General features: G+C 53.1%; 29 protein-coding genes. 27 read left to right on the top strand and 2 right to left on the bottom strand.

Translation table 11 applies throughout. From position 1 onward, the window contains the following. Nucleotides 1–6: 6 nt before the first annotated feature. From MKX76_RS11915 to MKX76_RS11900, 4 genes are all read left to right on the top strand, one after another. The gene (locus MKX76_RS11915; protein ID WP_341033823.1) at nt 7–1,101 is read left to right on the top strand and encodes a prephenate dehydrogenase; all 1,095 of its coding nucleotides are present in this window, start codon (nt 7–9) and stop codon (nt 1,099–1,101) included. Nucleotides 1,102–1,503: 402 nt separating this feature from the next. Further along, nucleotides 1,504–2,097, top strand: coding sequence for an RNA polymerase sigma factor (locus tag MKX76_RS11910; protein ID WP_028403627.1), 594 nt, complete (start codon nt 1,504–1,506; stop codon nt 2,095–2,097). Further along, complete coding sequence (locus MKX76_RS11905; protein ID WP_144871492.1) at nt 2,094–2,696, top strand: anti-sigma factor family protein; 603 nt, start codon at nt 2,094–2,096, stop codon at nt 2,694–2,696. The genes MKX76_RS11910 and MKX76_RS11905 overlap by 4 nt, the downstream gene beginning before the upstream one ends. A gap of 34 nt (nt 2,697–2,730) precedes the next feature. Then, the gene (locus MKX76_RS11900) at nt 2,731–3,351 is read left to right on the top strand and encodes a histidine phosphatase family protein (protein WP_341033822.1); all 621 of its coding nucleotides are present in this window, start codon (nt 2,731–2,733) and stop codon (nt 3,349–3,351) included. A gap of 113 nt (nt 3,352–3,464) precedes the next feature. Here the strand turns inward: MKX76_RS11900 and MKX76_RS11895 are convergent, their stop codons facing one another. Beyond that, nucleotides 3,465–4,223, bottom strand: a complete 759-nt coding sequence (locus tag MKX76_RS11895; RefSeq protein ID WP_341033821.1) for a class I SAM-dependent methyltransferase — start codon at nt 4,221–4,223, stop codon at nt 3,465–3,467. A gap of 495 nt (nt 4,224–4,718) precedes the next feature. Here MKX76_RS11895 and MKX76_RS11890 point away from each other — a divergent pair, with 495 nt between their 5' ends. The 8 genes from MKX76_RS11890 to MKX76_RS11855 all read left to right on the top strand — a co-directional run bounded on the left by MKX76_RS11890 (nt 4,719) and on the right by MKX76_RS11855 (nt 10,757). Further along, entirely contained in the window at nt 4,719–5,855 is a 1,137-nt protein-coding gene (locus MKX76_RS11890) for a hypothetical protein (protein WP_341033819.1), read from the top strand. 111 nt (nt 5,856–5,966) lie between these two features. Next, nucleotides 5,967–6,146 carry an IDEAL domain-containing protein gene (locus MKX76_RS11885; protein ID WP_007129842.1) on the top strand — a complete coding sequence of 60 codons (180 nt, stop codon included), beginning with the start codon at nt 5,967–5,969 and terminating at the stop codon, nt 6,144–6,146. Nucleotides 6,147–6,250: 104 nt separating this feature from the next. Further along, on the top strand, nt 6,251–6,667 hold the full coding sequence (locus MKX76_RS11880) for a DUF2487 family protein (RefSeq protein ID WP_341033818.1): 417 nt from the start codon (nt 6,251–6,253) through the stop codon (nt 6,665–6,667). A gap of 194 nt (nt 6,668–6,861) precedes the next feature. Further along, on the top strand, nt 6,862–7,407 hold the full coding sequence (locus MKX76_RS11875) for a ubiquinol-cytochrome c reductase iron-sulfur subunit (RefSeq protein ID WP_007129844.1): 546 nt from the start codon (nt 6,862–6,864) through the stop codon (nt 7,405–7,407). Nucleotides 7,408–7,422: 15 nt separating this feature from the next. Continuing rightward, nucleotides 7,423–8,094 carry a menaquinol-cytochrome c reductase cytochrome b subunit gene (qcrB, locus tag MKX76_RS11870; RefSeq protein ID WP_006209500.1) on the top strand — a complete coding sequence of 224 codons (672 nt, stop codon included), beginning with the start codon at nt 7,423–7,425 and terminating at the stop codon, nt 8,092–8,094. A 21-nt stretch (nt 8,095–8,115) separates the two neighbouring features. Beyond that, on the top strand, nt 8,116–9,000 hold the full coding sequence (locus tag MKX76_RS11865; RefSeq protein ID WP_007129845.1) for a menaquinol-cytochrome c reductase cytochrome b/c subunit: 885 nt from the start codon (nt 8,116–8,118) through the stop codon (nt 8,998–9,000). Nucleotides 9,001–9,183: 183 nt separating this feature from the next. Beyond that, nucleotides 9,184–9,819, top strand: coding sequence for a DUF1405 domain-containing protein (locus MKX76_RS11860; RefSeq protein WP_028403620.1), 636 nt, complete (start codon nt 9,184–9,186; stop codon nt 9,817–9,819). A gap of 68 nt (nt 9,820–9,887) precedes the next feature. After that, nucleotides 9,888–10,757 (top strand): sporulation protein YpjB, encoded by an 870-nt coding sequence (locus tag MKX76_RS11855; RefSeq protein ID WP_341033816.1) that lies wholly within the window; start codon nt 9,888–9,890, stop codon nt 10,755–10,757. A gap of 63 nt (nt 10,758–10,820) precedes the next feature. Here the strand turns inward: MKX76_RS11855 and MKX76_RS11850 are convergent, their stop codons facing one another. Further along, nucleotides 10,821–11,690: a YitT family protein gene (locus MKX76_RS11850; RefSeq protein WP_341033815.1), complete on the bottom strand. Its 870-nt coding sequence runs from the start codon at nt 11,688–11,690 to the stop codon at nt 10,821–10,823. A gap of 220 nt (nt 11,691–11,910) precedes the next feature. On the opposite strand from MKX76_RS11850, the gene MKX76_RS11845 reads away from it, so the two are divergent. From MKX76_RS11845 to MKX76_RS11775, 15 genes are all read left to right on the top strand, one after another. Next, nucleotides 11,911–12,246, top strand: a complete 336-nt coding sequence (locus tag MKX76_RS11845; RefSeq protein WP_373872047.1) for a nucleotide pyrophosphohydrolase — start codon at nt 11,911–11,913, stop codon at nt 12,244–12,246. Between the two features lie 51 nt (nt 12,247–12,297). Then, a complete protein-coding gene (locus tag MKX76_RS11840) occupies nt 12,298–12,864 on the top strand; it encodes a tetratricopeptide repeat protein (protein WP_213615207.1) in 567 nt (188 codons plus the stop codon). Next, a complete protein-coding gene (gene dapB, locus MKX76_RS11835; protein ID WP_144871499.1) occupies nt 12,854–13,657 on the top strand; it encodes a 4-hydroxy-tetrahydrodipicolinate reductase in 804 nt (267 codons plus the stop codon). The genes MKX76_RS11840 and dapB overlap by 11 nt, the downstream gene beginning before the upstream one ends. Nucleotides 13,658–13,674: 17 nt before the next feature. After that, complete coding sequence (mgsA, locus tag MKX76_RS11830) at nt 13,675–14,097, top strand: methylglyoxal synthase (protein ID WP_028403615.1); 423 nt, start codon at nt 13,675–13,677, stop codon at nt 14,095–14,097. Then, a complete protein-coding gene (gene bshB1 / locus MKX76_RS11825; RefSeq protein WP_341033814.1) occupies nt 14,094–14,801 on the top strand; it encodes a bacillithiol biosynthesis deacetylase BshB1 in 708 nt (235 codons plus the stop codon). The genes mgsA and bshB1 overlap by 4 nt, the downstream gene beginning before the upstream one ends. A 32-nt stretch (nt 14,802–14,833) precedes the next feature. Continuing rightward, nucleotides 14,834–15,997 carry an N-acetyl-alpha-D-glucosaminyl L-malate synthase BshA gene (bshA, locus tag MKX76_RS11820; RefSeq protein ID WP_341033813.1) on the top strand — a complete coding sequence of 388 codons (1,164 nt, stop codon included), beginning with the start codon at nt 14,834–14,836 and terminating at the stop codon, nt 15,995–15,997. Nucleotides 15,998–16,046: 49 nt separating this feature from the next. After that, a complete protein-coding gene (locus MKX76_RS11815; protein ID WP_341033812.1) occupies nt 16,047–17,345 on the top strand; it encodes a CCA tRNA nucleotidyltransferase in 1,299 nt (432 codons plus the stop codon). Continuing rightward, nucleotides 17,332–18,321: a biotin--[acetyl-CoA-carboxylase] ligase gene (locus MKX76_RS11810; RefSeq protein WP_341033811.1), complete on the top strand. Its 990-nt coding sequence runs from the start codon at nt 17,332–17,334 to the stop codon at nt 18,319–18,321. Before MKX76_RS11815 ends, MKX76_RS11810 begins: the two co-directional genes overlap by 14 nt. 291 nt (nt 18,322–18,612) lie before the next feature. Then, on the top strand, nt 18,613–19,491 hold the full coding sequence (gene panB / locus MKX76_RS11805; protein WP_007129857.1) for a 3-methyl-2-oxobutanoate hydroxymethyltransferase: 879 nt from the start codon (nt 18,613–18,615) through the stop codon (nt 19,489–19,491). After that, entirely contained in the window at nt 19,488–20,378 is an 891-nt protein-coding gene (panC, locus tag MKX76_RS11800; RefSeq protein ID WP_341033810.1) for a pantoate--beta-alanine ligase, read from the top strand. Before panB ends, panC begins: the two co-directional genes overlap by 4 nt. Then, a complete protein-coding gene (gene panD, locus MKX76_RS11795; protein WP_341033809.1) occupies nt 20,371–20,754 on the top strand; it encodes an aspartate 1-decarboxylase in 384 nt (127 codons plus the stop codon). Before panC ends, panD begins: the two co-directional genes overlap by 8 nt. Nucleotides 20,755–20,864: 110 nt before the next feature. After that, the gene (locus MKX76_RS11790; protein WP_341033808.1) at nt 20,865–21,494 is read left to right on the top strand and encodes a hypothetical protein; all 630 of its coding nucleotides are present in this window, start codon (nt 20,865–20,867) and stop codon (nt 21,492–21,494) included. Nucleotides 21,495–21,722: 228 nt separating this feature from the next. Further along, the gene (gene dinG / locus MKX76_RS11785) at nt 21,723–24,590 is read left to right on the top strand and encodes an ATP-dependent DNA helicase DinG (protein ID WP_341033807.1); all 2,868 of its coding nucleotides are present in this window, start codon (nt 21,723–21,725) and stop codon (nt 24,588–24,590) included. A gap of 68 nt (nt 24,591–24,658) precedes the next feature. Next, nucleotides 24,659–25,321: a redox-sensing transcriptional repressor Rex gene (locus MKX76_RS11780; RefSeq protein WP_007129862.1), complete on the top strand. Its 663-nt coding sequence runs from the start codon at nt 24,659–24,661 to the stop codon at nt 25,319–25,321. Next, nucleotides 25,299–26,597, top strand: a complete 1,299-nt coding sequence (locus MKX76_RS11775; protein ID WP_341033806.1) for an amidohydrolase — start codon at nt 25,299–25,301, stop codon at nt 26,595–26,597. Before MKX76_RS11780 ends, MKX76_RS11775 begins: the two co-directional genes overlap by 23 nt. Nucleotides 26,598–26,615 lie beyond the last annotated feature (18 nt).

The following is a 26,615-nucleotide window of genomic DNA, read 5'->3' as shown; positions in this document are numbered from 1 at the left end:
GAGAACATGACCATGCATATATCCATATTTGGTGTCGGCTTAATCGGCGGATCGCTGGCATTATGCTTTAAAGGCAAGCCGGGGATCACCGTTACGGGCTACGCGCATACCGAAGCTTACGCCGATCAGGTGAGGGCCAAAGGCGTAGTAGACCATGTTACATTATCGGTGGAGGAGGCTGCCCGGGACGCAGACGTTATTTTCTTATGCGTCCCGGTGGGCAGCTTAGAATACTACCTGAAACAGTTAAACGAAATTCAATTAAAGCCCGGCTGTATCATAACCGATGTGGGAAGCACGAAAGCAAGCATTGCCGAGTGCGCCTCACAGCTTGAGCTAAAGGATGCCTGCTTTATCGGCGGACATCCGATGGCCGGTTCGGAGCGCTCCGGCGTCGGGGCGGCTTCGACGCTGCTGTTCGAGAATGCGTATTATGTGCTTACCCCGGCGGATAACGTCCCGGAGGAGAAGCTGGATACCCTTGCACGTCTTCTGGCACATACCCGGGCACATATCGTACGGGTCGAGCCTCGGCTGCATGATGAAATTGTGGGGGCCATCAGTCATCTGCCTCATATCATTGCCGTCGCGCTTGTCAATCAGATAAGCGCTTATAACGACGATAATGCGCTGTACCGAACGCTGGCTGCCGGAGGCTTCCGCGATATTACGCGGATTGCTTCGAGCGACCCGGTCGTTTGGCGGGATATTCTGCTGAATAACCGGAGCGTCATGCTGCCGCTGCTGCGTGATTGGAACGAGGGAATTCAGCGCTTTATGGACATGCTGGAGGAAGGCGACGGCTCTGCCATAGAGGAGGCCTTCCGCAGAGCGGGCGAATTCCGCAGCGTGCTGCCGGAAAGACGCAAAGGCATGATTGTATCCCAGTATGACCTCTATCTGGATGTGCCTGACCATCCGGGAATTATCGGCCGTATTGCGACCGAGCTCGGGGCCAACAGCATCAACCTGAGCAATATTCAAATCATCGAGAGCCGGGAAGACGTGCCGGGTGTAATGAGGCTTTCCTTCCGAAATGAAGTGGACCAAGAGCGGGCGAAAGAGCTGCTGTTATCGAAAGGGCATCCCGTTTATCAATAGCTGCTGCGGTTGTTTTCAAACAACCGCAAATAAATACGTTTACAGTATTGACAAAATGAAAACGTATACATATAATAAAAGTACAGTATGGTTTCTCTCCACTCCTATCCAAAATATTGCACTATGTGCGGCCGTCTTCGGATGAAGGCGGTTTTTTTTTGTCATTTTCCTGAACATGCCATGAAATCTGGCATAAAACTGATTCTTTCTCCAATGTGTGCTATAATGCTAGAGTGCTAGTGTAGAAGATTTGGGGAAATTGCCAAATACATAGAATAGTCAGTCACCAAGAGGCGTAACTATATATGGTTTGACGGTACTTTTACAGATCCTAATTGATCGTTTCCTTGGACATTCAAGGAAGTTGAGGCACCGATGGGAGAAGGAGGAACGAAAAATCATATGACGGATTCCCAGTTAATACAAGAAATCAAGCAGGGCAATACCGAGCTGTACTCGGAGCTTATGCGGCGTTACCAGAGAAAAATATTGGCATTTGTCTATCATATGTTAAAGAGCTCCAACATGGAGCTGATGGCGGAGGATTTATGCTCCGAGACATTCTATAAGGCTTTCCGCAGCCTGCATTCGTTTCGCGAGGTGGATGCATCGTTCTCGACGTGGCTGTATACCATTGCGCGAAATACGGTGCTGAGCGAGCTCCGGAAGCATCGCAGCGGTACGCTGCCGCTGGAGGAGAGCGGGGTCGTTCCCGTGGCGCCGATTGAGGTCGCGCCCGAGCAGGCGATTTTACGAAGCGAACGCGTACATATGGTAAGGGAAGCTATAAATAATTTACCGGAGAAGCAGCGGTCAGCGCTGATTCTCCGGGAATACGATCAGCTCGACTATCAGGAAATCGCAGACATATTAGGTCAAAGCGTCAGCTCCGTCAAATCCCTTCTGTTTCGAGCCAGAGGCAGTGTCAAAATTCAGCTCGAGCCTTATTTCTATGAACCGGTCTTGGAAGAGCTGAGAGGGATGAAGAGCAAATGAATTGCGAAGAAGCCCGAGAGCTGATGGAAAGTGTCTGGGATTTGCCTGACGAAGATCCGCGGCGACAGCGGCTGAATGCGCATGTAAAAACCTGCAGCGCGTGCGCGGCGGAGCACGAATTGTGGCTTCAGAGCTTGAACATGGTCCATGCTTTGGAGGAGGAGGATATTCCGGGGATCGACAGCGAACGAATCAACCGCAATGTCATGGACCGTATTTATCGGGATTTTCCTTGGCTGGTCGAGGAGACCTCAAAGAGCCGCGCAATAAGCCGAGTATTTCGCAAGCGGCTGACCTTATGGATTGCCGGATTTTTGGCATTGTTCGTGTGCAGCTTCATCTATTTTGCCGTCATCGGAAGTCCGGCCGAGCCGAAGCCCGAGGCTGTCGCTACCGGAATTATCCCGACGGGAATCGCCGATACCGGTCAAAGCCTGACAGCGAAGGATTATAACATTCCGAAGACCAACAGCGGAATTATCGATCCGTTTGTGGTTGGAATGAGTCCTACCGAGCCGCAGTATTGGATGCTGCTGTCGCTTCTGGGTGTGGGGCTGGCCATGTATTTCCTGATGAGGCTGAATCGGGTCAGACGATAGCGAATGCATCGAAATATACAAGAGGAGGAAGATCATGCTGATAGGGTTGGTTCGCCACGGTTTAACGGACTGGAATGCGATGGGCAAAATACAGGGACAGACGGATATTCCGCTGAATGAGGAAGGACGGCGGCAGGCACGGCTGCTTGGCGAGCGGCTTCGTCAGGAGCCCTATCATTGGGACTTTGCGATCAGCAGCGGTCTTTCCCGTGCCGAAGAAACCGCCCAGATCATCGCGTCCATGCTCGGCATTCCGGTAGCTGAGCCGGATCCCCGTGTAAGGGAGCGGAGATACGGCCAGGTGGAAGGGCTCACGGCGGAGGAGCGGGAGGCCCGGTTCGGAACCGACTGGCATCAGCAGGATTTGGGCCAAGAGACCGATGTGGAGCTGATGTCCAGAGGACTTGTCTTTTTGGATGATATGGCGATCAAGCATCGGAACAGCAATATCATCGTCGTAAGTCACGGCGGTTTCCTGGCACAGCTGTATAAGCTCGTCTGCCGCGGTCAACTGAGCCAGCGTATCGGAAATCTGTCGCTGACGATCGTGGAACGCAAGGATGATGACTGGTCGCCGCTGCTCTATAACTGCACCAAGCATTTGTTGACGGAACCAGCGGAAGGCCAGGACACGAATGTGCTGCCGACGAAGTAATAACCCTCGATACAGAATACGCCCCTGATCCGATGACTCAGCAGGTCATCGATCAAGGGCGATTTTTTTATTTAAAATGAGTTCGGCAGGGGGAAACCCTCCACAATATCAGTTTACAACGAGGCAATCATAATAAAACGATGCTGCCTCACCTCGAAGTAGCCCTGCGATTGGATCATCACGTGTATGTGGTGCAGCTCATCCCTAAAACGATCCACCGTGAAATCCGGGACCTGCCACGGAATGGCTGAAAGGTAGTAAATGAGCGCGCCGATATCGTAAAACCGCTGGACGGGGTAATCCTCGCGCGCGAACGTGACGTTAAACCCGTGATCCCGAAGCTCTGAGGCTGCGTAATCGAGGTTCCAATGGGCAAACTCGGCATTGAGCGGAACGCCGAACAGATCATTGATCTGGTAGCAATAGGTTCCGCCGACTTGCTGGGTAATAAATACGCCCTGCTCGGCCAGGATTCTCCGAATCTCGGACGGCGCATACGATTCGTGCTGGTTCATGACCACATCGAACAATCGATCAGGCAGCGGAAGCTTATCATCGTCTTCTACATATACGACTTGAACGCCGAGCGGCTCCAGCTTGCGGCGCGCAACAGGCACAATCGGGGGGTACCCTTCCGTGGCATAGGTGATCTTCGGGAACGGCTGCAGCGTCGATAAAAACTCTCCGCCTCCCGTTCCCATATCAAGCAGAATTCGCGCATCGCGGAAATAAGGGATCAAAATGCTTCCCAGCGACCAAGGAAGCAGCTGCGTCTGCATCCGGCCTGACCCGGTTATATAGGAGAAATCCCAGCCGGAGAATGCCCGTTGGGCTTCATTTAAGTATTGTTCAAAACGATCATCGATCTTCATTTTTATTCGAACCTCCATATGTTCATCACTAGATAATGTCGGCTGGCTGCTTGATGGATATAAAGCAGGGGCCATCAGCCGGAGGTCCTCGAATCCTGAATCCGCGTTGTTATGTTTCGTGTTCCCGGGTCGCCATGACGGATCACCTCTTTCGTTCGCTAACCGTATTCGTGCATCTCATCCGTTAACCATTCGTTGAGTCAAAGATCCGTTACATGCACGGGCAGACGTTGTAATCCAGCTTAACATATATTCCCTTTCATTGAGAATATCCCAGATTCTATCATGGATTAAGAGGGCATAGAAATAGTATAAAAAAATACGCATTCTCACGTTTATGAAGCCGCTATTCCGTTAAAAATGATAAAACCACCATACAGATCAGTTTGATTCCGACGCTTACTAGGGACATGAAACTTCATGAAACGAGAGAGAACAGGTATCAAATGATCGAAACATTCCCATAATGGATGTAAAACGGCGAGGCGATGAACGATGAATCTAGCGGATATGCTCACTTATGCCGATATTGGTCAGCTCAGCAGCATCGCGAATCACTATCAATGCGACGCCAAGAGAAACTCGAAGCATGAATTAATCCAGAGTATCTTAAGCAAGCTTGGAGGAAGGGAATTTTTAGAGGAGCAGATCGGCAGCTTGTCCCTGAGCGATCTTCGCTTTCTGAACCATCTGGTATTTGACGCCAGGAGCGGTTACAGTCTGGAAGAGCTGACGGCGGCCATCCGCCAAGCTGCGGAGGTCAACAGCGACAATCCGCAGGGGAAGAGCGCAGGGGGACAAACCGAAAGCCCTCGCGAAGCCGTAGCGCGTTACCGCAGAAGCGGCTGGCTGTTTAACGGATTCACCCATTCCACGAAATATATGTTCCAGGTTCCTTCCGATTTGAAGCTGCGCTTCAGGGAAGTGATGCGCGAACGCCTTCTTGAACCGCTGCAGCGGCTGCCGGGCGATCCGGAGGCCTACCGGGACGAGCAGGGGCTGATCGTGGATGATTTGCTGCTGATGCTCAAGTATATCGGCGGCCATGACATCGAGCTGAACCTCGAAGGTTTTATGTATCGGCGGAACCAACAACAGCTTATGGGCATGCTCCACATTGATGAACCGCTCATAGCCAAAGGGGCGTGGAGGTTCGGATACGGCCGATCCTGCATTGCCTATCCCGACCGGCTAGCTTTGTTATACGATTATGCGTATGCAAGGCAATGGGTCAGGGAGAACGGCAGCCGGCTGGTGCTTACCGACAGCGGGGCCTCGCTTCTCGATGAAGGAAATCAAGTTAGCGTGATGCAGATATTCCGCTTTTGGTTAAGACTTTATAAAGGCGCAATTCCCAATATTACCTCGCTTGTATACTGGATCAGTCAATGCACGCGGGATTGGGTAAGTGCCGCATCGCTCTACGAATCGCTGGGATGGCTCGTCCGCCCGTTCTATTATGACAGCCCGCAAAGCATTCTCGAACAGCGGCTGATTCGGATGCTGATGCATCTGGGCTTGCTGCGGATCGGGGAAAGCGCGGCGCACGGCACAGCGTACAAGATGACAGCGCTCGGCTTAAAGGCAGCGGAGGCTTGCATCCACATCAACGATTCAAAAGAGCTGAAGTAAAGGCAGGAAATGGCCGTCCGGGTGACGCATGATATGGTGGTCGAAGGAGATTAGGAAAGCGAAATACGAGGAAAATTACTTATTTAAAATTTGGTTTGGAGGTGCATCCTAATGGATAAAATGAAGGTTACTTACGAAGTTATGTTAGGTCTGGCTGCTGAAATGGTATGGGACGAGGCATTGCGTAAGCATCGGAGTGAAGAACTGTATAAGGAAATCGACGCAGCGCTGGCATCCGGAGATGAAGTGGCTTTCAAAAACCTGACGGATGAACTGAGGACTTTGAACTGAAGAAATGCCTCCATGCATTTCTTCTTTTTTTTGCCTTACCTGGGCTCTCACTCGTATAATGATGTAAAAAGCGTTTGGCGTGAGAGAAAGGATGTAACTTTTAGATGAAATTTAGTGAAGTGGACGAGCAGACATGGCCGGAGCTGCAGCCTTATTTTGACACCTGCTTAATACCGTTCACCGGTTTGACCGGCCAGGAGCCTCCATGGGAAGCAACCAGCGCGCTCGAGAGACTGCGAGACTTCATGGATTTGGCGGAAATTCCGTTTAAGGGCAGAATCGTTACATATCCTGCCGTGCAATATGGAAAGACTGAGGATACGACGCTTTTAAATGAAGTATGTCACAATGTTAAAAAGGCCGGATTCAAATATGTCGTCGTTATGACGGCGGACGGTGATCTTAGCCCCGAGGATGTCCCCGAGAGCACGCTTGTGCTGTCCCGGCGCAGGATTGAGGCGGATGGAAGCAAGGCCGCCGCAGCCGTTTCAGCAGGCATCAGTGAAATGTGGCAGGGGTAGTGAATAACGGTGCATGAAATTGTGACAAAATACCAACAATTTATGAGAGGCCTGTTGGAAGCGAACCCATTTTTGGCCTTCACATTCTTGACGGTCTTGGGTGCCTAATATATTATTAGTATGTCCTAGTACGTCGTGTGATTTTAATCATTGATGACACTTAAGAACGGTTGACAAAGGGGGTTGAACACAGAATGAGCAGCAACCACAATGACGAGCATGAAGAATCGCACAATCCACCCCGCCGGAAAGAGATGTCCCGCAGACAATTTCTTACATACACGTTGGGCGGTGCCACAGCTTACATGGCTGCTGGGGTAGTTTTGCCAATGCTCCGTTTTGCCGTGGATCCAATTCTTCAGAACAAGGAAGAAGGGGCTTTCGTTAAGGTCGTAGAGGAGAGCAAAATTACCAACGAACCACAAGAGTTCCATTTTGAGCTGCAGCAGCAGGACGGCTGGTACAACAGTACAGCTACGCTGACGGCGTGGATTCGCAAGAATGATCAGGGTGAGATTATAGCGCTTTCGCCGATTTGTAAGCATCTGGGATGCCTTGTCGGATGGAACAGCAACAAGAATTTCCCGGATGAGTACCACTGCCCTTGCCACGGTGCGCGTTATACGCCGGACGGCAAGAACCTTGCAGTCGCGCCGAAGCCGCTTGACCAGTACGAGACGAAAGTGGAGAACGGCTGGATTTACCTCGGCGAAATTGTACCAAATACCGTAGTATCATAGGAGGCGTAGATTCGGATGTTGAAGAATGTCTACAACTGGATTGACGAGCGTCTCGATATCACGCCGATTTGGAGAGATGTTGCGGACCACGAGGTCCCTGAGCACGTAAACCCTGCACACCATTTCTCCGCGTTTGTGTACTGTTTCGGCGGCTTGACGTTTTTCATCACAGTCATCCAGATTTTGTCGGGAATGTTCCTGACGATGTATTACGTGCCCGATATTATCAACGCGTACAACAGTGTTGAATATCTGCAGACGCAGGTCGCCTTCGGGCAAATCGTCCGTGGTATGCACCACTGGGGTGCTAGCTTGGTTATCGTCATGATGTTCCTGCATACGATGCGCGTGTTCTTCACAGGCTCTTACAAAGCGCCTCGTGAAATGAACTGGGTAGTCGGCATGCTTATTTTCTTTGTTATGCTTGGCCTTGGCCTGACAGGCTATCTGCTGCCATGGGATAACAAAGCTTACTTTGCAACAAAGGTTACACTCGAAATTGCGAACTCCGTGCCTTGGCTCGGTCCGATCATTAAAGAATTGCTGCAGGGCGGTACCATTGTAGGCGCCGAAACGCTCACACGTTTCTTCGCCATCCATGTTTTCTTCCTCCCGGCTGTGCTCCTGGCCCTACTGGTAGGACACTTTATCATGATCCGCAGACAGGGTATTTCCGGACCACTATAAGAAGAAGGGAGGCGCAAATTTATGGCACATGGTCATAAATCTGATGAGAAAGTTGTTTTTGTCGGTGATTCCCGTGTACGCAAGGGCAACGGCTGGGTCGTACCGCCGGATTACACCGCTTACCCTGGCAAATCAGAAGCGTTCATTCCTAACTTCTTGTTGAAGGAATGGATGGTTGGTGTTGTCGTTCTGGTCGGTTTCTTAGTTCTGACCATCTCGGAGCCGGCGCCGCTCGGTTATCCGGCTGACCCGGGGGCATCCGTAATTCCGATGCCTGACTGGTACTTCTTGTTCCTTTATGAGTATTTGAAGCTTCCGTACGCTTCCGGCGATTATGTGGTGCTCGGAACGATCGGCGTGACCGGTATCGCATTCGGCTCACTGCTGCTCGCGCCATTCCTGGATACAGGCAAGGAACGCCGCTTCTATAAGCGTCCGATCGCTTCATCGCTCATGATTTTGTCGCTGATTTCCATCGTCTATCTGACGAACTCGGCATGGACGCACTATCAGCATGAGCTGAAAGAATCCGGTCAGAAGCCTGAGCATATTCAGCGGGAAGAAGAGGCTGAAGAGAAGCACGCCGCAGGCCTGCCGACTTCGAATGCGAAGCAGCCTGAGGACAGCGTGGTTGCGATTGTCGACAAGGACAATCCGGCCATGGAGACGTTCAAGACGGCTACATGCATCTCATGTCACGCAGCTGACCTGAAGGGAGCATCCGGTCCATCGCTGCGCGGTGTCGGTGATACCCATACGAAGGAAGAGATCGTTGCCATTATCGAGAAAGGTCAAGGCTCGATGCCTCCGATGAAAGACACTGCACTTAATGCCGGTGTAACGGAAGAGGAGCTCGACCAATTGGCCGAATGGCTTGCAAGCCAGAAGGCTGAAGCGGCCGAATAGCACAAAGCCAGAACCTGATCGCATCTTGCGGTCAGGTTTTTTTCTTTGAAAGGCTATCATTGATGATCCCGTGCGGTTGAACCGGAAACGAACTGCGACAGGTGAAAAAGAGAGTTAGATAGGTTATAATACCCGTTAGTCGCGAACAGCGAATGTATGTTAACACGTTGAGGGGGACGGAGATTGTCACTATCATATTTTTGGAGCAGGGAATTCATCGGAAAACGGCCGTTCCTGTGGCTGCTGCTGATATGCAATGTGCTCGGTACGATTTATGGATACATATGGTATGGCCATCAAATTTCCGACACGTTGAGCCGGGGCCAGATTTGGCAGGTCATCTTCGTGCCCGACAGTCCCACGGCCAGCTTGTTCTTCAGCATTGCGATCTTGCTGCTGCTTTATCCACCTAGGACGGCCTTAGGCGCGATGGTGCAGCAATGGATCGAAGCGCTGGCGGTCGTTACGTCGGTGAAGTACGGGATCTGGGCGGTCGCGATCATCTTCGCGGGACAAGCCCAAGGGGATGTTCTGGTGTGGCAGGACTGGATGCTGGTCGTATCCCATACGGCGATGGCGGTGGAAGCGCTCCTGTTCGTAAGGCTGTTTCATTATCGCTGGACCGCCCTTACCGGGGCGATTGCTTGGACATTCCTGAACGATACGGTGGATTATTCTTTTGGTGTTTTCCCTTGGCTGCCGGGTCAGCTGTACGACAACTTGTCGGCCGTTGAGCTGTTCACCTATCTGCTTACGCTGTTTAGCGGTCTTGCTGCTTGGTTGTCCAGGAAATACGCATTGCAAAAATCGAGCATGTAACCCAAGGCACCTTTCGGGTTCTATGGACATCCCTCCTGCCATAACATAAACGGTAGGAGGGATGTCCCATGTTACGAATCATGCCCAAACTGAGCCGATACGTGCCTGCGGTTCTAGTTCTGCTCATATTAGCGATCGGTACGGGGAATCCGATATGGGCGGGGTCGGCCGCTGTTAATGATGCAGACGAAACCTCACCTGCTGCCCCGATTCAAGCGAAGGCATTTAATAAGGAAGTGGAGCTGCTGTACCGCTACGTTGAGGAGGGCAATATCCAGGCGGTTTTGGAGCAGGTCAGGAAAGTCTCCGGCTTGTTCGAGTCCTCTTCCTTTCAGGGCATAGCCGGAGTTGAAGGCATTCATGTGCTGGCCGAGAGCATCATTGAAATGAAAGAAGCGACTGCGCATGCCTCCCAGGATCCGCAGCACTGGATGTTGACCGCGGGGAAGCTTCGGTTGGCCGCGGACAGCCTGACCCATACGAATGACGCGCTGTGGCTGCAGTATTTTAAGGTTGTGAGAGAAGACTTGGATAAGATGAGGGAGCTTGCGGGTAAACAGGATAAGCAGGGAATGGCGAGCGCATTCGAGAGCCTGCAGGGGCATTATGAGCTGATTCGTCCTTCGGTCATCATTCAGCGCAAGCCGGATGAAGTCAATATGGTCGAGTCCTGGCTATCTTATGCGGGGGGACTCGTGTCGTCCGGCGATACCGAGGGGGTTTTGCGGATCGTTCCGCAAGGGGAGGAACTTGTGAATACCTTATTCGGTAAAAAGAGGGATGAGCCTGCCCTGGCTCCGCTTGGCGAGGTAAAGGAGCCGTGGACCTGGCAGGTCATCATAGGCGCAATCATCCTGGCTGCATTAGCCTTTGCAGGGTACCGGAAATACCAGGGACAACTGAACAGTACGAAGCCGCTGTTTCCGCCCAAGCTTTAAAGGCCTGGGAGCCGGGGGGCAGATTGAATGAAAGCAATCAAGAGTAGCCCGGCGAAAGCCGGGCTATTCTTCTTTAAATCCTTCCCCATGCACATCATTGACATCGTTTATGATCATAAATGCTTGCGGGTCGATGGACTTCACGATCTCGGACAACCGCCTGATTTCCTGCCTGGAAACGACGCAGTAAATGATGTGCTTGGCTTTTTTGGAGTATACGCCAATCGCCGGGATCAATGTAACTCCCCGCTCCATGTCAACGGTGATGCGATCGGCGATTTTCTCCGCTTGATCGCTGATGATGGTAAAGGCCCTCGCGGCATATGCCCCCTCCTGGATAAAATCGATCACCTTGGAAGCGATGAATACGGCAACCAGGGTGTACAGAATTCGTTCAAGCGGGATAAAAAACAAGGACAGTCCGATGATAAGGATATCCAGACTGAGGATCACCTGCCCCATGCTAAAACCAAATTTGCGGTTAACGATTCTGGCGATAATATCGGAGCCCCCGGTCGTTCCGCCAAAACGAAAAACGATCCCGAGTCCTGCCCCGAGCGTGACTCCGGCGTAAAGGGAGGCGAGAATATAATCATGCTCCGTCCGGAAGGGGAGAATCCAGCCCTTGTCGATCAGAAGCTCGAACAGCCAGAGAAACAGCGTTAAGGACGCGATTCCGAGCCCGGTATAGATGGATTGGCGCTTGCCGAGAATTTTCATCCCGAGCAAAAACAGCGGGATGTTGATGACCATCGTAGAGATGGAGGGGGCGATATTAAACGCATAATTAAGAAGTACGGTAATGCCGGTAACGCCGCCTTCCATCAGTTCGTTCGGAATGATAAAGTACAGCAATCCGAAAGCATAGATCGCCGTCCCGAACATAATCGGGATGATCAACTGAAGCTGCCCGAGCCATTTGCTTGATCTCATATTACCCCTCGCATTCTGGTCTGTAATGTTCCGATATGATCAGGTTTCCAGATTAACCCGACTAGTATGTACCGATCGGGGAAGGGATAAAAAATATTTGTTTTCAAAACCGCTTTACGATAACATAGGTTTAAAACAATCTAGGGATCCCTTCATGGAATGAGGCGGATTCGGGAAGATTGGGCAAAGCCTGGAAGAAAACGAGCATTGAAGGGAGTTAATGATCTTGGGAAAATCAATGGCTGAAATGCAGCAGGAAGTCGATCGCTACATCTCGCAATTCAAAGAAGGCTATTTCAGCCCGTTGTCCATGATGGCCCGGATGTCGGAAGAGGTTGGCGAGCTGGCACGGGAGGTTAACCACCAATTCGGTGAGAAGCCGAAGAAAGCGGAAGAAGCGGACAATTCCATTGAGCTCGAGCTTGGCGATATTTTGTTCATCACGATATGCTTCGCGAATTCGCTTGGCATTGATTTGACCGAAGCCCATAATAAAGTGATGCACAAATTCACGACGCGTGACGCCGACCGGTGGACGAAAATAAACACCGATTAGGCCGCTGTTACATATGCTGTACCAAAACCCGCTGCGGGGGAGGGACAGCCAGTGAAATCGGAAACTTATATACAAAAAGCTTATCGATGCATACTTCAAAATGATTTCGAAGAGGCGCTCCGCTGGTTCGAGGAAGCGATCCAGGCCAATCCCGGGGATGCTGAGGTTCATTACCGCTGCTCGATCACGTACGGCCGGAGCAACCGACTGGAAATGGCAATCTCCCACGCGGAGGAAGCGGTGCGGCTTCAGCCGGACAAACCTGAATACACCCTTCATTTGCAGCATATAAAGGCAGCTGAGCTGGTTCAGAGGGCGAGAAGAATGGTTGAGGGACGTACGGATGTCACCAAGTCGGAGCTGTATCAGGCGGTTTCGCACCTAAAGTCAGCTGTCGCGATGGATCCCTTACACTCGCAGGCCTATGTATGGCTGGCCCTCGTTTATAGCGAGCTGAATGAGCATGCCATGGCCATTGCCACCTTGAAGGAAGTGATTGCTTTATATCCGCAGGAGAGCAGTCTGCAGCATATTATGGAAGAGCTTAAGCAGCGTCTGAGATCATATTTGCAAGAACCGGCATCGGACGGAAAGAGAGGACATGAAAATGGCAGATAAAATATCGGTAATCGTTGTCGGCGCCGGCGGCCGGATGGGTAAAGAGGTTGTGAAGCTGGTGCTGGAGGATCCCGAGCTTGAACTGGCGGCTGCCGTTGGGCGGTCGGATGCGGGCAAGGATGCGGGGACCCTGGTAGGTCTTCCGGCCTGCGGTATTGCAGTGACGTCGGATTTGGAAATGGCGCTGGTGGAGTCGAAGCCTGACGTTATGGTTGATTTTACGGCGCCTCAGTTCGCATACAGCAATACGGCGCTGGCAATTAAGCACGGTGTCCGTCCGGTCATGGGCACTACCGGCTTCACGCCGGAGCAGATCGAAGAGCTGGACAAGCAGTGCGAGGAGCGGGGAATCGGCGGTTTGATCGCACCGAACTTCTCGATCGGCGCCATTCTGATGATGAAGTTTGCCGCCCAAGCGGCCAAGTACCTGCCGCATGTTGAAATCATCGAAACGCATGGCGATCAGAAGCTGGACGCACCGTCCGGGACATCGATCAAGACGGCCGAGATGATAGCCGCTAACCGCGAGGAAATCCGGCAAGGCAATCCGAAAGAGGAAGAGGTTATCGAAGGCGCAAGAGGCGGTTATTACAAAGGCTTCCGCATCCACAGCTTGCGGCTCCCCGGCGTATTTGCGCAGCAGGAGGTCATATTCGGCGGTTACGGACAAAGCTTGAAGATCCGTCACGATTCCTATGAGCGTGCAGCCTATATGCCGGGCGTGAAGATGGCAATCGAGAAGGTAATGGGATATACCGGATTAATCTATGGATTTGATCATTTTATCGACTAACATAGGGGAGAAATCAGATGAATATTGCATTTATCGCACATGACCGTAAAAAAGAAGAGATGGTCAACTTTGTTATCGCCTATGAGGGCGTTTTTAAAGACCATAACCTATATTCGACCGGCACGACAGGTACGCGCATTATGGAGCAGACCGAGCTGAGCATTCACCGTTTCGCTTCCGGCCCGCTTGGCGGCGATCAGCAGATCGGGGCGCTCGTGGCGGACAACGAAATGGATCTTATCATCTTCCTGCGCGATCCCTTAATGGCTCAGCCCCATGAACCGGACATTAACGCGCTGCTTCGCTTGTGCGATGTCCAGGGAATTCCGCTTGCAACGAATGTGGCGACGGCTGAAATTTTGGTCAAAGCACTGGACCGTGGAGATTTCGCATGGCGGGAGCTTGTTCACAAGTATAAGCCGGGCGTGGACGGACAATGAGCGACAAGCTGGATATTTTAATCTTCGGCGCGCATGCGGATGATGCGGAGATCGGCATGGCCGGCACGATCGCGAAGCATGTCGCGGCAGGACGGTCTGTCGGCATATGCGATCTGACGCAGGCGGAGATGTCGTCCAATGGAACGGTGGAGATCCGCCGAGGGGAAGCGGAGCAAGCAGCCGAGGTGCTGAACCTTAAGGTCCGGACAAACTTGGGACTGCCGGATCGCGGTTTATTCGCAACGCCCGAGCATGTCGAGCGGATAACGGCCGAGATTCGTAAGCACGCTCCGTCCATCGTGTTTGCTCCGTACTGGGAAGACCGCCATCCGGATCACGTGGCTGCCAGCCGGCTTGTTGAGGAAGCGGTGTTTAATGCGAAGCTGCGGCGGTATTTGCCTGAGCTTCCGCCAGTCAAAGTGGACGAGCTCTATTTTTACTTCATTAATGATATCGGCAGAACGGATCTGATCGTGGACGTGACCGAGCATTACGGGACGAAGGAACGGGCACTCTCCTGCTACCGCTCGCAATTTGAGAAGACGGACGAGAATGCGGTGTCCACTCCGTTAACCGAGGGTTATATCGAACGTGTGCGGGCCAGGGATTCGTTATTGGGCGCGCGCAGCCTTATTCCTTATGCGGAAGGCTTTGCCTCGAAAAGTCCGTATACCGTTCATCTATTCGGCTCCAAACAGGCATAATATACAGAAGGTGACGTTGAAGGAGGCCTTATATGAAACAGCAACCATTAAAAATAGGGATTACCTGCTATCCTTCATTGGGCGGGTCTGGCGTGGTGGCGACGGAGCTTGGGAAGCTTCTGGCGGAGCAAGGCCATCAGGTTCATTTTATAGCACACAGCATTCCGTTTCGTTTAGGCTCCTTTCATAAAAATATTTTTTATCATGAGGTAGAAGTAAACGATTATTATGTATTCCGGTACCCGCCTTATGATCTGTCGCTGGCGACCAAGATGGCGCAGGTGGCGAACATGCAGCAGCTTGACGTGCTTCATGTTCATTACGCTGTTCCGCATGCCGTCTGCGCTTTCCTCGCGAAGCAGATGGTGGGGGACCAGCTTAAAGTCGTAACAACGCTTCACGGGACCGACATTACGGTGCTGGCCCAAGACGAATCGCTGAAGGACTTGATCCGATTGGCGATCAATGAGAGCGATGCCGTAACGGCGGTTTCGGAGGATCTGATCCGGGAGACAAGGGACCTGCTCGACATTACCCGCGACATCGATCTGACCTATAATTTCGTTGATCCGAGAGTGTATTACCCTCGACATTCGGAATCGCTCCGAAGGGATTACGCCAACCCGGCGGAGAAGGTTCTGATGCATATCTCCAACTTCCGCCCGGTTAAACGGGTAGGGGACGTGCTGGATATATTCGATCGGGTCCAGCGGAACATGCCTGCGAAGCTGCTGCTGGTAGGGGAAGGGCCGGAGCTTCCGAAGATCCAATGCCGCATCAAGGAGATGGGGCTGGAAGATAAGGTTCATTTCCTCGGCAAGCAAGACGAAATAGCGCATGTCATCTCCATGGCCGATGTGCTGCTGCTTCCATCCGAGAAGGAAAGCTTCGGCCTCGTTGCACTGGAGGCGATGGCCTGCGGCGTGCCGACGGTAGGCTCTACGGCCGGAGGGATTCCAGAACTGGTTACGCACGGCGAGACGGGCTTCTTGGCCCCGATCGGCGATACGGCGGCGATGGCGGAGCATGTGCTTACCATATTCAAAGATGCGGAGCTTGCGGAACGGATGCGCAAGGCTTGCCTGCAGCGCGCGACAACGATGTTCTGCAATGAGTTGATTCGCGGCAAGTATGAGCAAATCTATTACCGAGTATTGGGGCGGGAGGTCAACGAGCTGAAGCCGATATGCGGCTGAAGCTCAGATCCTCTCGTCTATTTTTCGGATAAAGAAGGAACGTCAAATCATGAGAAATGGGCAGAAATCAATACAATGGCAATATGCGGATCAGGCGATGGCGGATCGGAGCGCGGAAGTCATCCGGACGCTGCTTCAGCATGGCTATGAGGCATATTGGGTCGGCGGTTGCGTTCGCGATGAGTACATGGGCCGCCGGGTCAGCGATATGGACATCACGACCTCTGCCCGGCCGGAGATAACGGCCTCGTTGTTCCCCAAAGTCATTCCGACCGGCATCCAGCACGGAACGGTGACGGTTCTGATGGAAGGGGAGGCCTTTGAGGTGACGACCTTCCGGATCGAAGGCGGATACGAGGATCACCGTCATCCGACGGAGGTGGCTTTTGTCGGAGATGTCGAGCAAGATTTGAGACGGCGGGATTTTACGATGAATGCGATGGCGATCGGGCTCGACGGTACATGGGTGGATCCGTTCGGCGGCCGGGCGGATATCGACCGGCGCAGGATCCGCTGCGTTGGCGAAGCATCCTTGCGCTTTCGGGAAGACGCGCTCCGCATGGTCCGTTGCATTCGGTTCGCTTCGGTATTCGGCTTCTCGATCGCGCCGCGAACGTGGAAGGGGATCCTTGCGGAGAGAGATACGCTGAGCTTTATCGCCATGGAACGGATCCGGAGCGAATTTGAAAAAATCATGACCGGTCCTTCGCCGCTGCGGGGCTTGAGCATGTTCGTCCGCAGCGGGCTTTATTCACGGATGAAGGCGCCGTTCCCTTATACCGGCCATGATGACAGCATGTTATCGGCTATCCCGCTCATTGACCCGGAGCATGCGTACATCCGTTGGTCGCTCCTCCTGCTGGCTTGCGATATCCGGTCCCAAGCCGCGGATGAGCTGCTGCGGGGATGGACGTTCTCCAACAAGCAGCGGCAGGAAATCGTGAGTCTGATGTCCATTCAAGAAGAGTGGCTTACAATCACCGGAGCCGATAAAGATGGAATGGATAAGCTTCCATGGGTTCGCCTTGTGCTCACCCATGGGAAGGCGTCGGCTGGAGGCTGGCTGCGAATGCAGCAGGCGCTTCATCATTCCGGTGCCGCAGCGACGGCGGAGACTGCAAACAGGCAGCTTGCCGAATGGCTGGAGGAGATGCAGATCCAGAGCCTGAAGGATTTGGCAGTGACCGGCAATGAGCTGGTTCAGGCGCTAGGCAAACGCGGCGGCCCATGGCTTGGCGAGCTGCTTGGTCAGCTGCTGCTTCTTGCAGCGGCCGGCCAGATTAACAATGATAAAGAATCGTTGATTGATGAAGCAAAGCGGGTGGTAATGAATCATGAAGGATCATGATCAAGGGTATTCCTTGCTCCGTATGTTTCAGGAGCATCCCGGTCAGTTCCTGTCGGGAGAAGAAATCAGCCGCAGGCTGTCCATCAGCCGGACGGCGGTATGGAAACAGATCAACAAGCTGCGAAGCCTCGGCTATGAGTTCGAAGCGCTTCCGAGGCTCGGCTACCGTATGGTGGACGAGCCCGACGTGCTGGATGAACAGCTGCTGGGAGCCGGAATGAAGAGCCGCTACTTCGGCAAGCAGATCAAGCTGCTGGACCGAACCATATCGACGCAGGAGGATGCCCGGGAGTTGGCAGAGGCAGGCGCGCCTGAAGGTACGCTCATCATCTCGGAAGAGCAGACCGGCGGGCGCGGCCGGATGGGGCGCAAATTCCATTCGCCCCGCGGCAAGGGCATCTGGATGAGCTTGATCCTGAGACCGAAGCAGCCGCTGCATTTAACCCAGCAGCTGACCCTGCTCACGGGGGTGGCGGTATGCCGCGCAATCGGAAAATCAGCGGGTGTGCAGACACAAATCAAGTGGCCTAACGATATTTTATATGAAGGCAAGAAGGTTTGCGGCATTCTGCTGGAATCCACCGCGGAGGACGGGCGGATCCGTTATTGCGTAGCGGGAATCGGGATCAGCGTAAACCTGAAGGAGACCGATTTTCCGGAGGAGCTGCGAAGCGTGGCGACTTCGGTAAGGATGGCTGGCGGGAACGTCGTCAACCGGACAGAGCTGATTCAAACGATCATGCAGGAAATGGAAGTTCTCTACGAATTATATAATGAGCAGGGTTTTGAGCCTATCGCCTCCGCATGGGAGGCGCTGTCGGGCACGGTCGGGCGCGAAGTCCGGGTACAGTCGGGGCAAGGCGACTTCACGGGAACAGCTACCTGCTTGAATAAGGACGGCGCCCTTATGGTGCGCAGCGACGCAGGTGAAATGGTTCCGGTGTACTCCGGCGAAATTCTTTTCAATACCAGGTAAATCAAACAGGGTGAAAAAATTTTCGGACTTTGTTATACTATAGCCAGAGGCGGTATCGCGATCGATTGCGAGCTGCACTCTTGGCAAGTAGCGTTAGGAATCATGCATTATTTTAGAACACCTTCATAACTGTTATGCCGGTTACGTTGGATTCTGCTCTGAGCCGAAAGGACCGAGACAGAAGGGACGATCGCGAGTGACTCTTTTTTGCCTTTCGGACCTTTTTAGCAAGCTGTGCTAAAAGGTTTTTTTGTTGTGCTTATACTTTTACGACAGGGAGGCTGTGTCACAATGACAGGCAAGCAACCATTGAACATTGTTAAGATGAGGAATATGAAGCGGGACGGCAAGCCGATCAGCATGCTGACCGCATACGACTACCCGTCCGCAAAGCTGGCGGAAGAGGCGGATATCGATATGATCCTGGTCGGGGATTCCCTCGGCAACGTCGTTCTGGGCTACAATTCAACGATTCCGGTTACGCTGGATGACATGGTGTACCATACGCGTTCCGTAGCCCGCGGTGCGGAGAATACGTTCATCGTTGCCGATATGCCGTTTATGACGTATCACGGGGGAATCGACGAAAGCCTGAAAGGCGTGCGCAGACTCATGCAGGAGGGACATGCACATGCCGTCAAGCTCGAAGGCGGCGCTGAAATCGCCGATACCGTCAAACGGATCGTTCAGTCGGGCGTGCCCGTGCTCGGTCACATCGGCCTGACTCCGCAGTCGGTCAACCAAATCGGCGGCTACCGGATTCAAGGCAAGGACGCCGAGGATGCCAAGCGGCTGATGAACGATGCCAAGGCGCTCGAAGCAGCCGGCGCATTTGCGGTCGTGCTGGAGCTTGTCACAGAAGAGGCCGCAGCCGAAATTACGAAAGCATTGAGCATTCCGACTATCGGGATCGGCGCCGGCCGATATTGCGACGGTCAGGTGCTTGTGTACCATGATATATTGAAATACGCTTCCCCCTACCGTGACAAACGGTTTGTCAAAACTTACGCGGACATCGGATCCGTCATCCGTGACGGAATCGCCCAATATGTAAGAGAAGTCAAGGACCGCTCGTTCCCGGCCGAGGAGCATGTATTCAAATCCGAGAATAAGCAAGCCTCCGAACCGGCGCTCTACGGCGGCAATAAGGAAAAGGTGGGCACTTCATGAACGTCATTCGCACCATAGCGGAAGCAAGAGCATTTATCCAAGCAAGACAACACGAAGGAAGCGGAGCCGTCGGACTTGTACCGACCATGGGCTATCTGCATGAAGGACACGCCAGTCTGATGCGCAAGGCCCGGGAAATGTGCGGAACGGTCGTTGTCAGCATATTTGTCAACCCGATCCAGTTCGGACCGGGCGAGGATTATGAAACCTATCCGAGAGATGAAGCGCGGGACCTTGCCTTGGCGGAAGCAGAAGGGGTGGATGCCGTATTCATCCCGTCCGTTGAGGAAATGTATCCGCAGCCAACGAAAACGAAGATAACTGTTGCGGAGATTACCTCGCTGCTCTGCGGCGCTTCGCGTCCGGGGCATTTTGACGGGGTGACTACCGTTGTATCCAAGCTGTTTCATATCATAAAGCCGGCCTATGCCTTCTTCGGGATGAAGGATGCCCAGCAGGTAGCCGTCATTGAGCAGATGGTTCGGGATTTGAACATGGACGTGAGCATCGTTCCTTGCCCGATTATTCGCGAACAAGACGGTCTCGCCCTAAGCTCCCGCAACGTTTATCTCAGCCCGGAAGAGCGGAGGCAGGCGCTCGTCTTGTCCGGCTCCCTTAGAGCGGCGCAGGCGATAGTTGAGCAGAACCACGAGGTGACGGCAGGCGAGATTCGTACGCTGCTTCGGGAGCATATTACGCAGTCGCCGCTGGCCGACATCGATTACGCGGAAGTGCTCACGTTCCCGGAGCTTTCTCCTATTGCGGATTCTGAGCAGGCTTTAGGGACAGATCGCGGAGTCATTATGGCGCTCGCTGTGCGGTTCGGCCGTACGCGCCTGATCGATAATGCGTTAATTCAACCGAAAGTGGGGGATTCCCATGTTTAGAACGATGATGAAATCCAAAATCCACCGTGCGACCGTAACGGAAGCGAATTTGAACTATGTGGGCAGCATTACCATCGATGAGAATCTTATGGAAGCGGCAGATTTGCTGGAGAATGAAAAGGTTCAAATCGTGAATAATAACAATGGCGCCCGGCTGGAGACCTATGTCATTAAAGGAGAGCGCGGCAGCGGAGTGATTTGTCTTAACGGAGCTGCGGCACGGCTCGTGCAGCCGGGGGACAACGTCATCATTATTTCTTATGCCATGATGTCCAAAGAGGAATATGAGAACCATACGCCGACGGTCGTAATCGTTGACGACAACAATAAGCCTGTAACGACTTCATACCGGGAAGTACACGCAGCTGTGCTGTAATGACCAAAATGTGTCGGGAACGCAAAGGGATGAAAAGGACCACTTCTACAAAAAATGAGTTCAGGTCGACGCACTGATCTCATTTTTTCGCTAAGGGTGGGATGCACGCTATGTTTCAACATGTATTCGCCGAAATGAACAACATGTTAGATGAAATTGTGAAGCATTACCCTACCGCAAATGGCCCTAAGAAGCAGGCGCTTGTACAAAACTGGAATATGCTGAAGAGCATGAGCGACGGCATTATTGAGGAATGGCTCCGTTTCGAGGAACGGATGGCCGTCTTCCGCGAAAATGCTGCATCTCCTCCGGTTTTTCCGCCGACCGAGGCGCCTGAGCTGCAGCATGATGCCTTCATCCGGGGACAAGGGTATTATAAGCTGCTGATGTTTGAGCCGGCGATCGCGCAGTTCAAGCTCGCTGCAGCCGTGTATCCGGATAGTCTCTTGATCAAGCTGTACATTGCATTATCCCAGCTTCACTTGGGGGAGACTTCCCAGGCATCCGACGTGCTAATGTCCATCCTGCCGATGGCTGAAGACCGGAAGCTGCGGGCCATGGTGTATAACGCGCTCGGCTGCATTCAAGCTTTAAACGGATGCCAGGCGAAGGCAGAGGAATGTTTTACCCTTGCGATTCACAGCGACCCGACATTACCCGACCCGATAATCAATCTAGAGGTTTGCAAGAAAAACCGGGGTGATCTGCAGTACGGCAGTCAGCTGATCTCGCTGCTGTAAGCAGCAGTCTGAACAAGAAGCGATGCTAAGGCTCAGGGAATGAGCTGTTCAGCATCGCTTTTTGCCGTTGTTGTAGAAGTACTGAATGCCTCTAGGGACATGCCAGAAATGTGAATTCCATGCAGGAGTCCGGGTCATGAGGAGCCGGTATTCTGTATGCCGGAATGTTCAAAAGCCGCAACTTCTGGTATGCTGTTAATTAGTCTGGAAGAAAGGGATTTTAACGAAATGAAATTTGCCGTATTGGATTTTGAAACCACGGGCAACCAGTCTGCCGATGAAATTATCCAGGTCGGGCTGGTCATCATCGAAGAGGATCGGGGCATCTCCCGCGTGTACGGCACGTACGTCAATCCCGGGATTCCGATTCCTCCGTTTATTACCGGTCTGACCGGAATTTCCGACAGCGATGTAGCCGATGCGCCGTCTTTGGAGGAAATGATGATGGAGCTCGTGCCCATGCTGGACGATGTGGTTCTGGTCGGGCACAATGTGGCTTTCGATTTTAACTTTTTGCAAAACGCGCTGGATCGCTGCGGTTATTTACCGTTCAGCGGCCGGATTTTAGATACGATGCACTTTTTGAAAATATGCTTCCCCTCGCTGCCATCTTATCAGCTCGGCATGGTTTCCTCGCATTTCGGCCTCGAGCATGACCGTCCGCACCAAGCGGACAGCGATGCGCTTGCCACAGCGAATGTGCTGCTGAAATGCCTGGAGGAGATCGATGAGCTTCCTCTGCTGACCATCCAGCGGCTGAGCGATCTGTTTGCGGAAGAGGACAGCGATTTGGCCTGGTTCTTTGATGGCATCCGTGTGGAGCGCGAGATGCAGGCCGTCCAGGATGGCAGCGTTCATACCTACTACCGCCAATTCGCATTAGGCGTTGAGGATTGGACGGACATCGCTCCGGTCCGCGATGAAGCGGAGCCCAATCCGCTGGCGAACATGAGCTTTGATGAGTATATGGATGAGGTTCGGAGACGTTTGAAGGAAGTGCTTCCACAATATGAGAGCCGGGATGCGCAGGACATCATGTTCCAGGAAGTGATGCAGGCGCTTGATGAGGACAAGCATCTGTTGATCGAAGCCGGCACCGGTACTGGAAAATCGCTCGGATATTTGCTCCCGTCCATTTACCAAAGCGTCAAGCAGGAGCAGAAGGTGATGGTCAGCACGCATACGATCAACCTGCAGGAACAGCTTCGAGACCGCGACATTCCTCTGCTTACCCAGGTAGTGCCGTTCCCTTTTAAAGCAGCCATCTTTAAGGGAAGAGGTCATTATTTGTGTTTGAGAAAATTTGAACATAAAATAAATAGGAGAGATTTTCATTCGCCGAAGGAGGACGTCATTACGGCGGCCCAAATGCTGGTATGGCTCACACAGACCGAAAGCGGCGATGATGAGGAGCTGAATCTCGGCGGCCGCGGAGGCGATTTCTGGGAAACGATCGCCAGCGATTCCGATTCATGCCTTGGACGAGGCTGCCCGTGGTTCCGCAAGTGCTACTACCATCGGGCGAAGCATGAGGCCGGCATTGCGGATGTTGTCATCACGAATCATTCCAAGCTGTTTACCGATGTAAAAGCGAACCACCAGCTGCTTCCGAGCTACGAGCGGCTCGTCATCGACGAAGCCCATCATTTGGAGGATGTGGCCGGCAAGCATCTCGGGCTGCAGATGAAATATTTTACGGTGGTTCATACATTGACGCGTCTATACAAGGACAGCCGAAGCGGGCAGCTCCCTGCGCTGCGGCAGCTGCTCCAGGCTTCTCCCCATGAGAAATCCGGGGAATGGTCGGCGGTCATCGACCGGATCTATCCTGATCTGATCACGGTGAAAGAAACTTGGGACCGACTCAGCGACCAGCTGTTCGGCCTGCTTCCGGAACGCGGCGATGCTTCTCCTGGAGATGCCGGGCAATACACGCTGCGGCTCTCGCCTGCGAAGAAGCCGAAGGATTGGGGAGCGCTCGCCGAGCTGGAACAGCAGATTCACGTGACGCTGGGAGACGTCGTTCGCAAGGGAGACAAGCTGATCGCCGAGATGAAGGAAGAGCTTGACGATTACAGTGCGGACAGCCTGCTGACTGACCTGTCGGGCTTGTTTAAGGATCTGGCTGCGCATCGCGAGGATTTGCGGTCCTTCATGGCCCTGAATGACGAAGGCACCGTATACTGGATGGAGGCCAACGGCAATTTCCGCAGCAAGTCGCTGCAGCTCTACGCCGTGCCCGTTGATGTGAGCAAGCATTTGAAGGAATTGTTTTTTGACAAGAAGCGGAGCGTGATTCTGACATCGGCGACGCTGTCGGTCGATAAATCGTTTCAATTCATGATCGATAATCTAGGGCTCCAGGAGGCGGCGGACGCAGGGAATCTGAACACGGTTCAGCTGCCGTCCCCGTTCAATTACAGGGAGCAGGCGCTTCTTGTCATTCCGCGGGATTTTCCAAGCGTGAAGGGCTCCGTGGGGGATGCGGTATTTGTGGATACGCTCGTGAAGTCGCTCTCTGAAGCGGCAATAGCTACCCAAGGTCGTATGCTCGTCCTGTTTACGTCGTACCGGATGCTTCGTCAGGTGCACGAGCCGCTGAAGGAAGCGCTGGCTGCCAGCGAAATTACGGTGCTTGGTCAGGGAATGGATGGTACGAGCCGTACGAAGCTGATACGCCGGTTCCAGGATAGCAGCGCGTCGGTTCTGCTCGGGACCAGCTCCTTCTGGGAGGGCGTTGACATTCCCGGAGAAGCGCTGACCTGCCTGGCGATTGTCCGGCTGCCGTTCCAGCCGCCCAACCATCCGCTGGTCGAGGCGAAGAGCGAGCTGCTGCAGCAGCAGAAGAAGAACCCGTTCATGAAGCTGTCGGTGCCGCAAGCGGTCATCCGCTTCAAGCAGGGCTTCGGGCGGCTTGTTCGGACCGCCCACGATAAGGGAATCGTGATCGTCTACGATACCCGGGTAATCGAATCGTATTATGGAAAATACTTCTTGTATTCCCTGCCCGGACCGAAAATGGAGCATATGCCGACCGAGGGGATCGTCCCCCGTATTGCGCAGTGGCTTGAGGAAAGGGAGAATGAAAAAGAGTGAACCTAAAGGGGAGCAAGGCTTTATATTGGAAGCGATGAACTATCATCCTATTAATAGGGGGAGCATGCATGAAATCGGATAAAATTTCAGAGGCCGTAGTCCGCAGATTGCCAGTCTATTTGCGCTATTTGAATGAGCTTCATAAGCGGGAGGTGTCCACCGTCTCCTCACAGGAGCTTGGGCAGAAGCTCGACCTGAACCCGGCCCAAATCCGCAAGGATTTGGCCTATTTCGGGGATTTCGGCCGGAAGGGCATCGGGTATGATGTCTCCTATCTCATTGAGAAAATCCGCCAAATCTTGAAGCTGGACCAGAAGATCAACGTTGCGCTGGTGGGTGCGGGCAATCTCGGACATGCGCTATCCAATTACAACGCGTTTCTGAAAGATAATATGAAGATTGTGGCGATTTTCGATTCGTACCCTCCGAAAATCGGGCTGAAGATCAATAACTTGACGGTGCAGCCGATGGAAGAGCTGGACAAGACGGTCCAGGAATACGGCATTCGAATCGGGATCATTACGGTACCGGATTTTGAAGCGCAAAACGTAGCCAATCAGCTGATCAACGCCGGAATCGAGGCGATTTTGAATTTTGCCCCGACGATTCTGAAGGCGCCGCCTCATATCCGCATTCACACCGCGGATTTTACGACGGATCTGCAAAGTCTGGCTTACTATTTGGACAATGGGAAGGAGGATGCGCAGCATGACAACGAAGTGGATGGTTAAGAACGGAACATTTGCCGTGCTTCAGGAAGGACAGCCGGTTCTCCGCGGGTATATGGTTGTGGAGGACGACCGCATCACGTATTTGGGAGAAGAGGAGCCTCAGGTCGATGCAGAAACCCAGGTGATGGACGGAACGCATCTGTTATTCCTTCCAGGGCTGGTCAACACGCATGGACATGCAGCCATGTCGCTGCTTCGCGGCTTTGGCGATGATCTGGCCCTGCAAGTTTGGCTGCAGGAGAAAATGTGGCCGATGGAAGCGAAGTTTACGGCCGACGATGTATTTTGGGGCACTTCGCTCTCGGTGCTCGAGATGCTGAAGGGCGGTACGACAACCTTCGTTGACATGTATGACCATATGGATCAGGTCGCCAAGGTTGTCCAAGACTCCGGAATGCGGGGAGTGCTGACAAGAGGCGTCATCGGGCTGTGTCCTCCGGAAGTACAGAAGCAGAAGCTGGATGAGGCGATTGCCTTTGCAAAGGACTGGCACGGTCAGGCGGAGGGCCGGATTACGACGATGATTTCGCCGCATGCGCCTTACACCTGCCCGCCAGACTTCATTGAGAAATTCGTTCAAGCGGCGCATGATTTGAATCTGCCGATTCATACCCATATGTCCGAAACGGCAGCCGAAGTGCAGCAGAATGTGAATGACTACGGACAGCGTCCGGTGGCCCATCTGGAGAAGCTCGGCGTGTTCTCGCGTCCGACGCTGGTTGCGCATGCGGTGCATTTGACGGACGAAGAGATTGAAATATTGGCTAAGCATGATGTCGCGGTATCCCATAACCCCGGCAGCAACCTGAAGCTGGCCAGCGGTGTTGCGCGTGTTCCCGAGCTGTTGAAAGCAGGTGTGACAGTGTCCCTTGGAACCGATGGACCAGCGAGCAATAACAACCTGGACATGTTCGAAGAAATGCGCCTGGCCGCCCTTATCCACAAGGGCGTCAGCGGCGATCCGACGGCTATTCCGGCAGCCGAAGCGCTTCGAATGGGAACCGAGTATGGAGCACGGTCGGCATTTCTTGATAACGTAGGCAGATTGGCCGTCGGGATGAAGGCGGACATGATCGCACTGGATACCGATCAAGCGCATTTCCTGCCGCGCACGGACTACATTTCGCATTCAATTTACTCGGCCTCCGCCAAGGATGTGGAGCATGTATGGGTTGACGGCAAGCAGGTGGTTAAGCACGGCTCCTGCCTCACGCTGGATGAGGAACGGATCCGCCGTGAAGCCCAGCGTTCATTCGAGCGTCTTTCGACCCTTTAGGTCAGATTAAGGGGGAGG

This window comes from Paenibacillus sp. FSL R5-0810 (assembly GCF_038002285.1).
GTDB lineage: Bacteria > Bacillota > Bacilli > Paenibacillales > Paenibacillaceae > Paenibacillus_AQ > Paenibacillus_AQ lactis.
Note: the sequence above shows the minus strand (reverse complement) of the source record. Positions and strands in the feature narration are given on the sequence as shown.

Coding starts and splice junctions, on each gene's coding strand:
- panB (WP_007129857.1), top strand. CDS start 18,613: ATGACAGGCAAGCAACCATTGAACATTGTTAAGATGAGGAATATGAAG.
- MKX76_RS11845 (WP_373872047.1), top strand. CDS start 11,911: ATGATCTTGGGAAAATCAATGGCTGAAATGCAGCAGGAAGTCGATCGC.
- MKX76_RS11880 (WP_341033818.1), top strand. CDS start 6,251: ATGAAATTTAGTGAAGTGGACGAGCAGACATGGCCGGAGCTGCAGCCT.
- MKX76_RS11900 (WP_341033822.1), top strand. CDS start 2,731: ATGCTGATAGGGTTGGTTCGCCACGGTTTAACGGACTGGAATGCGATG.
- MKX76_RS11890 (WP_341033819.1), top strand. CDS start 4,719: ATGAATCTAGCGGATATGCTCACTTATGCCGATATTGGTCAGCTCAGC.
- MKX76_RS11865 (WP_007129845.1), top strand. CDS start 8,116: ATGGCACATGGTCATAAATCTGATGAGAAAGTTGTTTTTGTCGGTGAT.
- MKX76_RS11905 (WP_144871492.1), top strand. CDS start 2,094: ATGAATTGCGAAGAAGCCCGAGAGCTGATGGAAAGTGTCTGGGATTTG.
- bshB1 (WP_341033814.1), top strand. CDS start 14,094: ATGAGCGACAAGCTGGATATTTTAATCTTCGGCGCGCATGCGGATGAT.
- MKX76_RS11850 (WP_341033815.1), bottom strand. CDS start 11,690: ATGAGATCAAGCAAATGGCTCGGGCAGCTTCAGTTGATCATCCCGATT.
- MKX76_RS11815 (WP_341033812.1), top strand. CDS start 16,047: ATGAGAAATGGGCAGAAATCAATACAATGGCAATATGCGGATCAGGCG.
- MKX76_RS11790 (WP_341033808.1), top strand. CDS start 20,865: ATGTTTCAACATGTATTCGCCGAAATGAACAACATGTTAGATGAAATT.
- MKX76_RS11895 (WP_341033821.1), bottom strand. CDS start 4,223: ATGAAGATCGATGATCGTTTTGAACAATACTTAAATGAAGCCCAACGG.
- MKX76_RS11775 (WP_341033806.1), top strand. CDS start 25,299: ATGACAACGAAGTGGATGGTTAAGAACGGAACATTTGCCGTGCTTCAG.
- MKX76_RS11910 (WP_028403627.1), top strand. CDS start 1,504: ATGACGGATTCCCAGTTAATACAAGAAATCAAGCAGGGCAATACCGAG.
- dapB (WP_144871499.1), top strand. CDS start 12,854: ATGGCAGATAAAATATCGGTAATCGTTGTCGGCGCCGGCGGCCGGATG.
- MKX76_RS11780 (WP_007129862.1), top strand. CDS start 24,659: ATGAAATCGGATAAAATTTCAGAGGCCGTAGTCCGCAGATTGCCAGTC.
- MKX76_RS11885 (WP_007129842.1), top strand. CDS start 5,967: ATGGATAAAATGAAGGTTACTTACGAAGTTATGTTAGGTCTGGCTGCT.
- MKX76_RS11855 (WP_341033816.1), top strand. CDS start 9,888: ATGTTACGAATCATGCCCAAACTGAGCCGATACGTGCCTGCGGTTCTA.
- mgsA (WP_028403615.1), top strand. CDS start 13,675: ATGAATATTGCATTTATCGCACATGACCGTAAAAAAGAAGAGATGGTC.
- MKX76_RS11875 (WP_007129844.1), top strand. CDS start 6,862: ATGAGCAGCAACCACAATGACGAGCATGAAGAATCGCACAATCCACCC.
- qcrB (WP_006209500.1), top strand. CDS start 7,423: ATGTTGAAGAATGTCTACAACTGGATTGACGAGCGTCTCGATATCACG.
- bshA (WP_341033813.1), top strand. CDS start 14,834: ATGAAACAGCAACCATTAAAAATAGGGATTACCTGCTATCCTTCATTG.
- MKX76_RS11810 (WP_341033811.1), top strand. CDS start 17,332: ATGAAGGATCATGATCAAGGGTATTCCTTGCTCCGTATGTTTCAGGAG.
- panC (WP_341033810.1), top strand. CDS start 19,488: ATGAACGTCATTCGCACCATAGCGGAAGCAAGAGCATTTATCCAAGCA.
- dinG (WP_341033807.1), top strand. CDS start 21,723: ATGAAATTTGCCGTATTGGATTTTGAAACCACGGGCAACCAGTCTGCC.
- MKX76_RS11915 (WP_341033823.1), top strand. CDS start 7: ATGACCATGCATATATCCATATTTGGTGTCGGCTTAATCGGCGGATCG.
- panD (WP_341033809.1), top strand. CDS start 20,371: ATGTTTAGAACGATGATGAAATCCAAAATCCACCGTGCGACCGTAACG.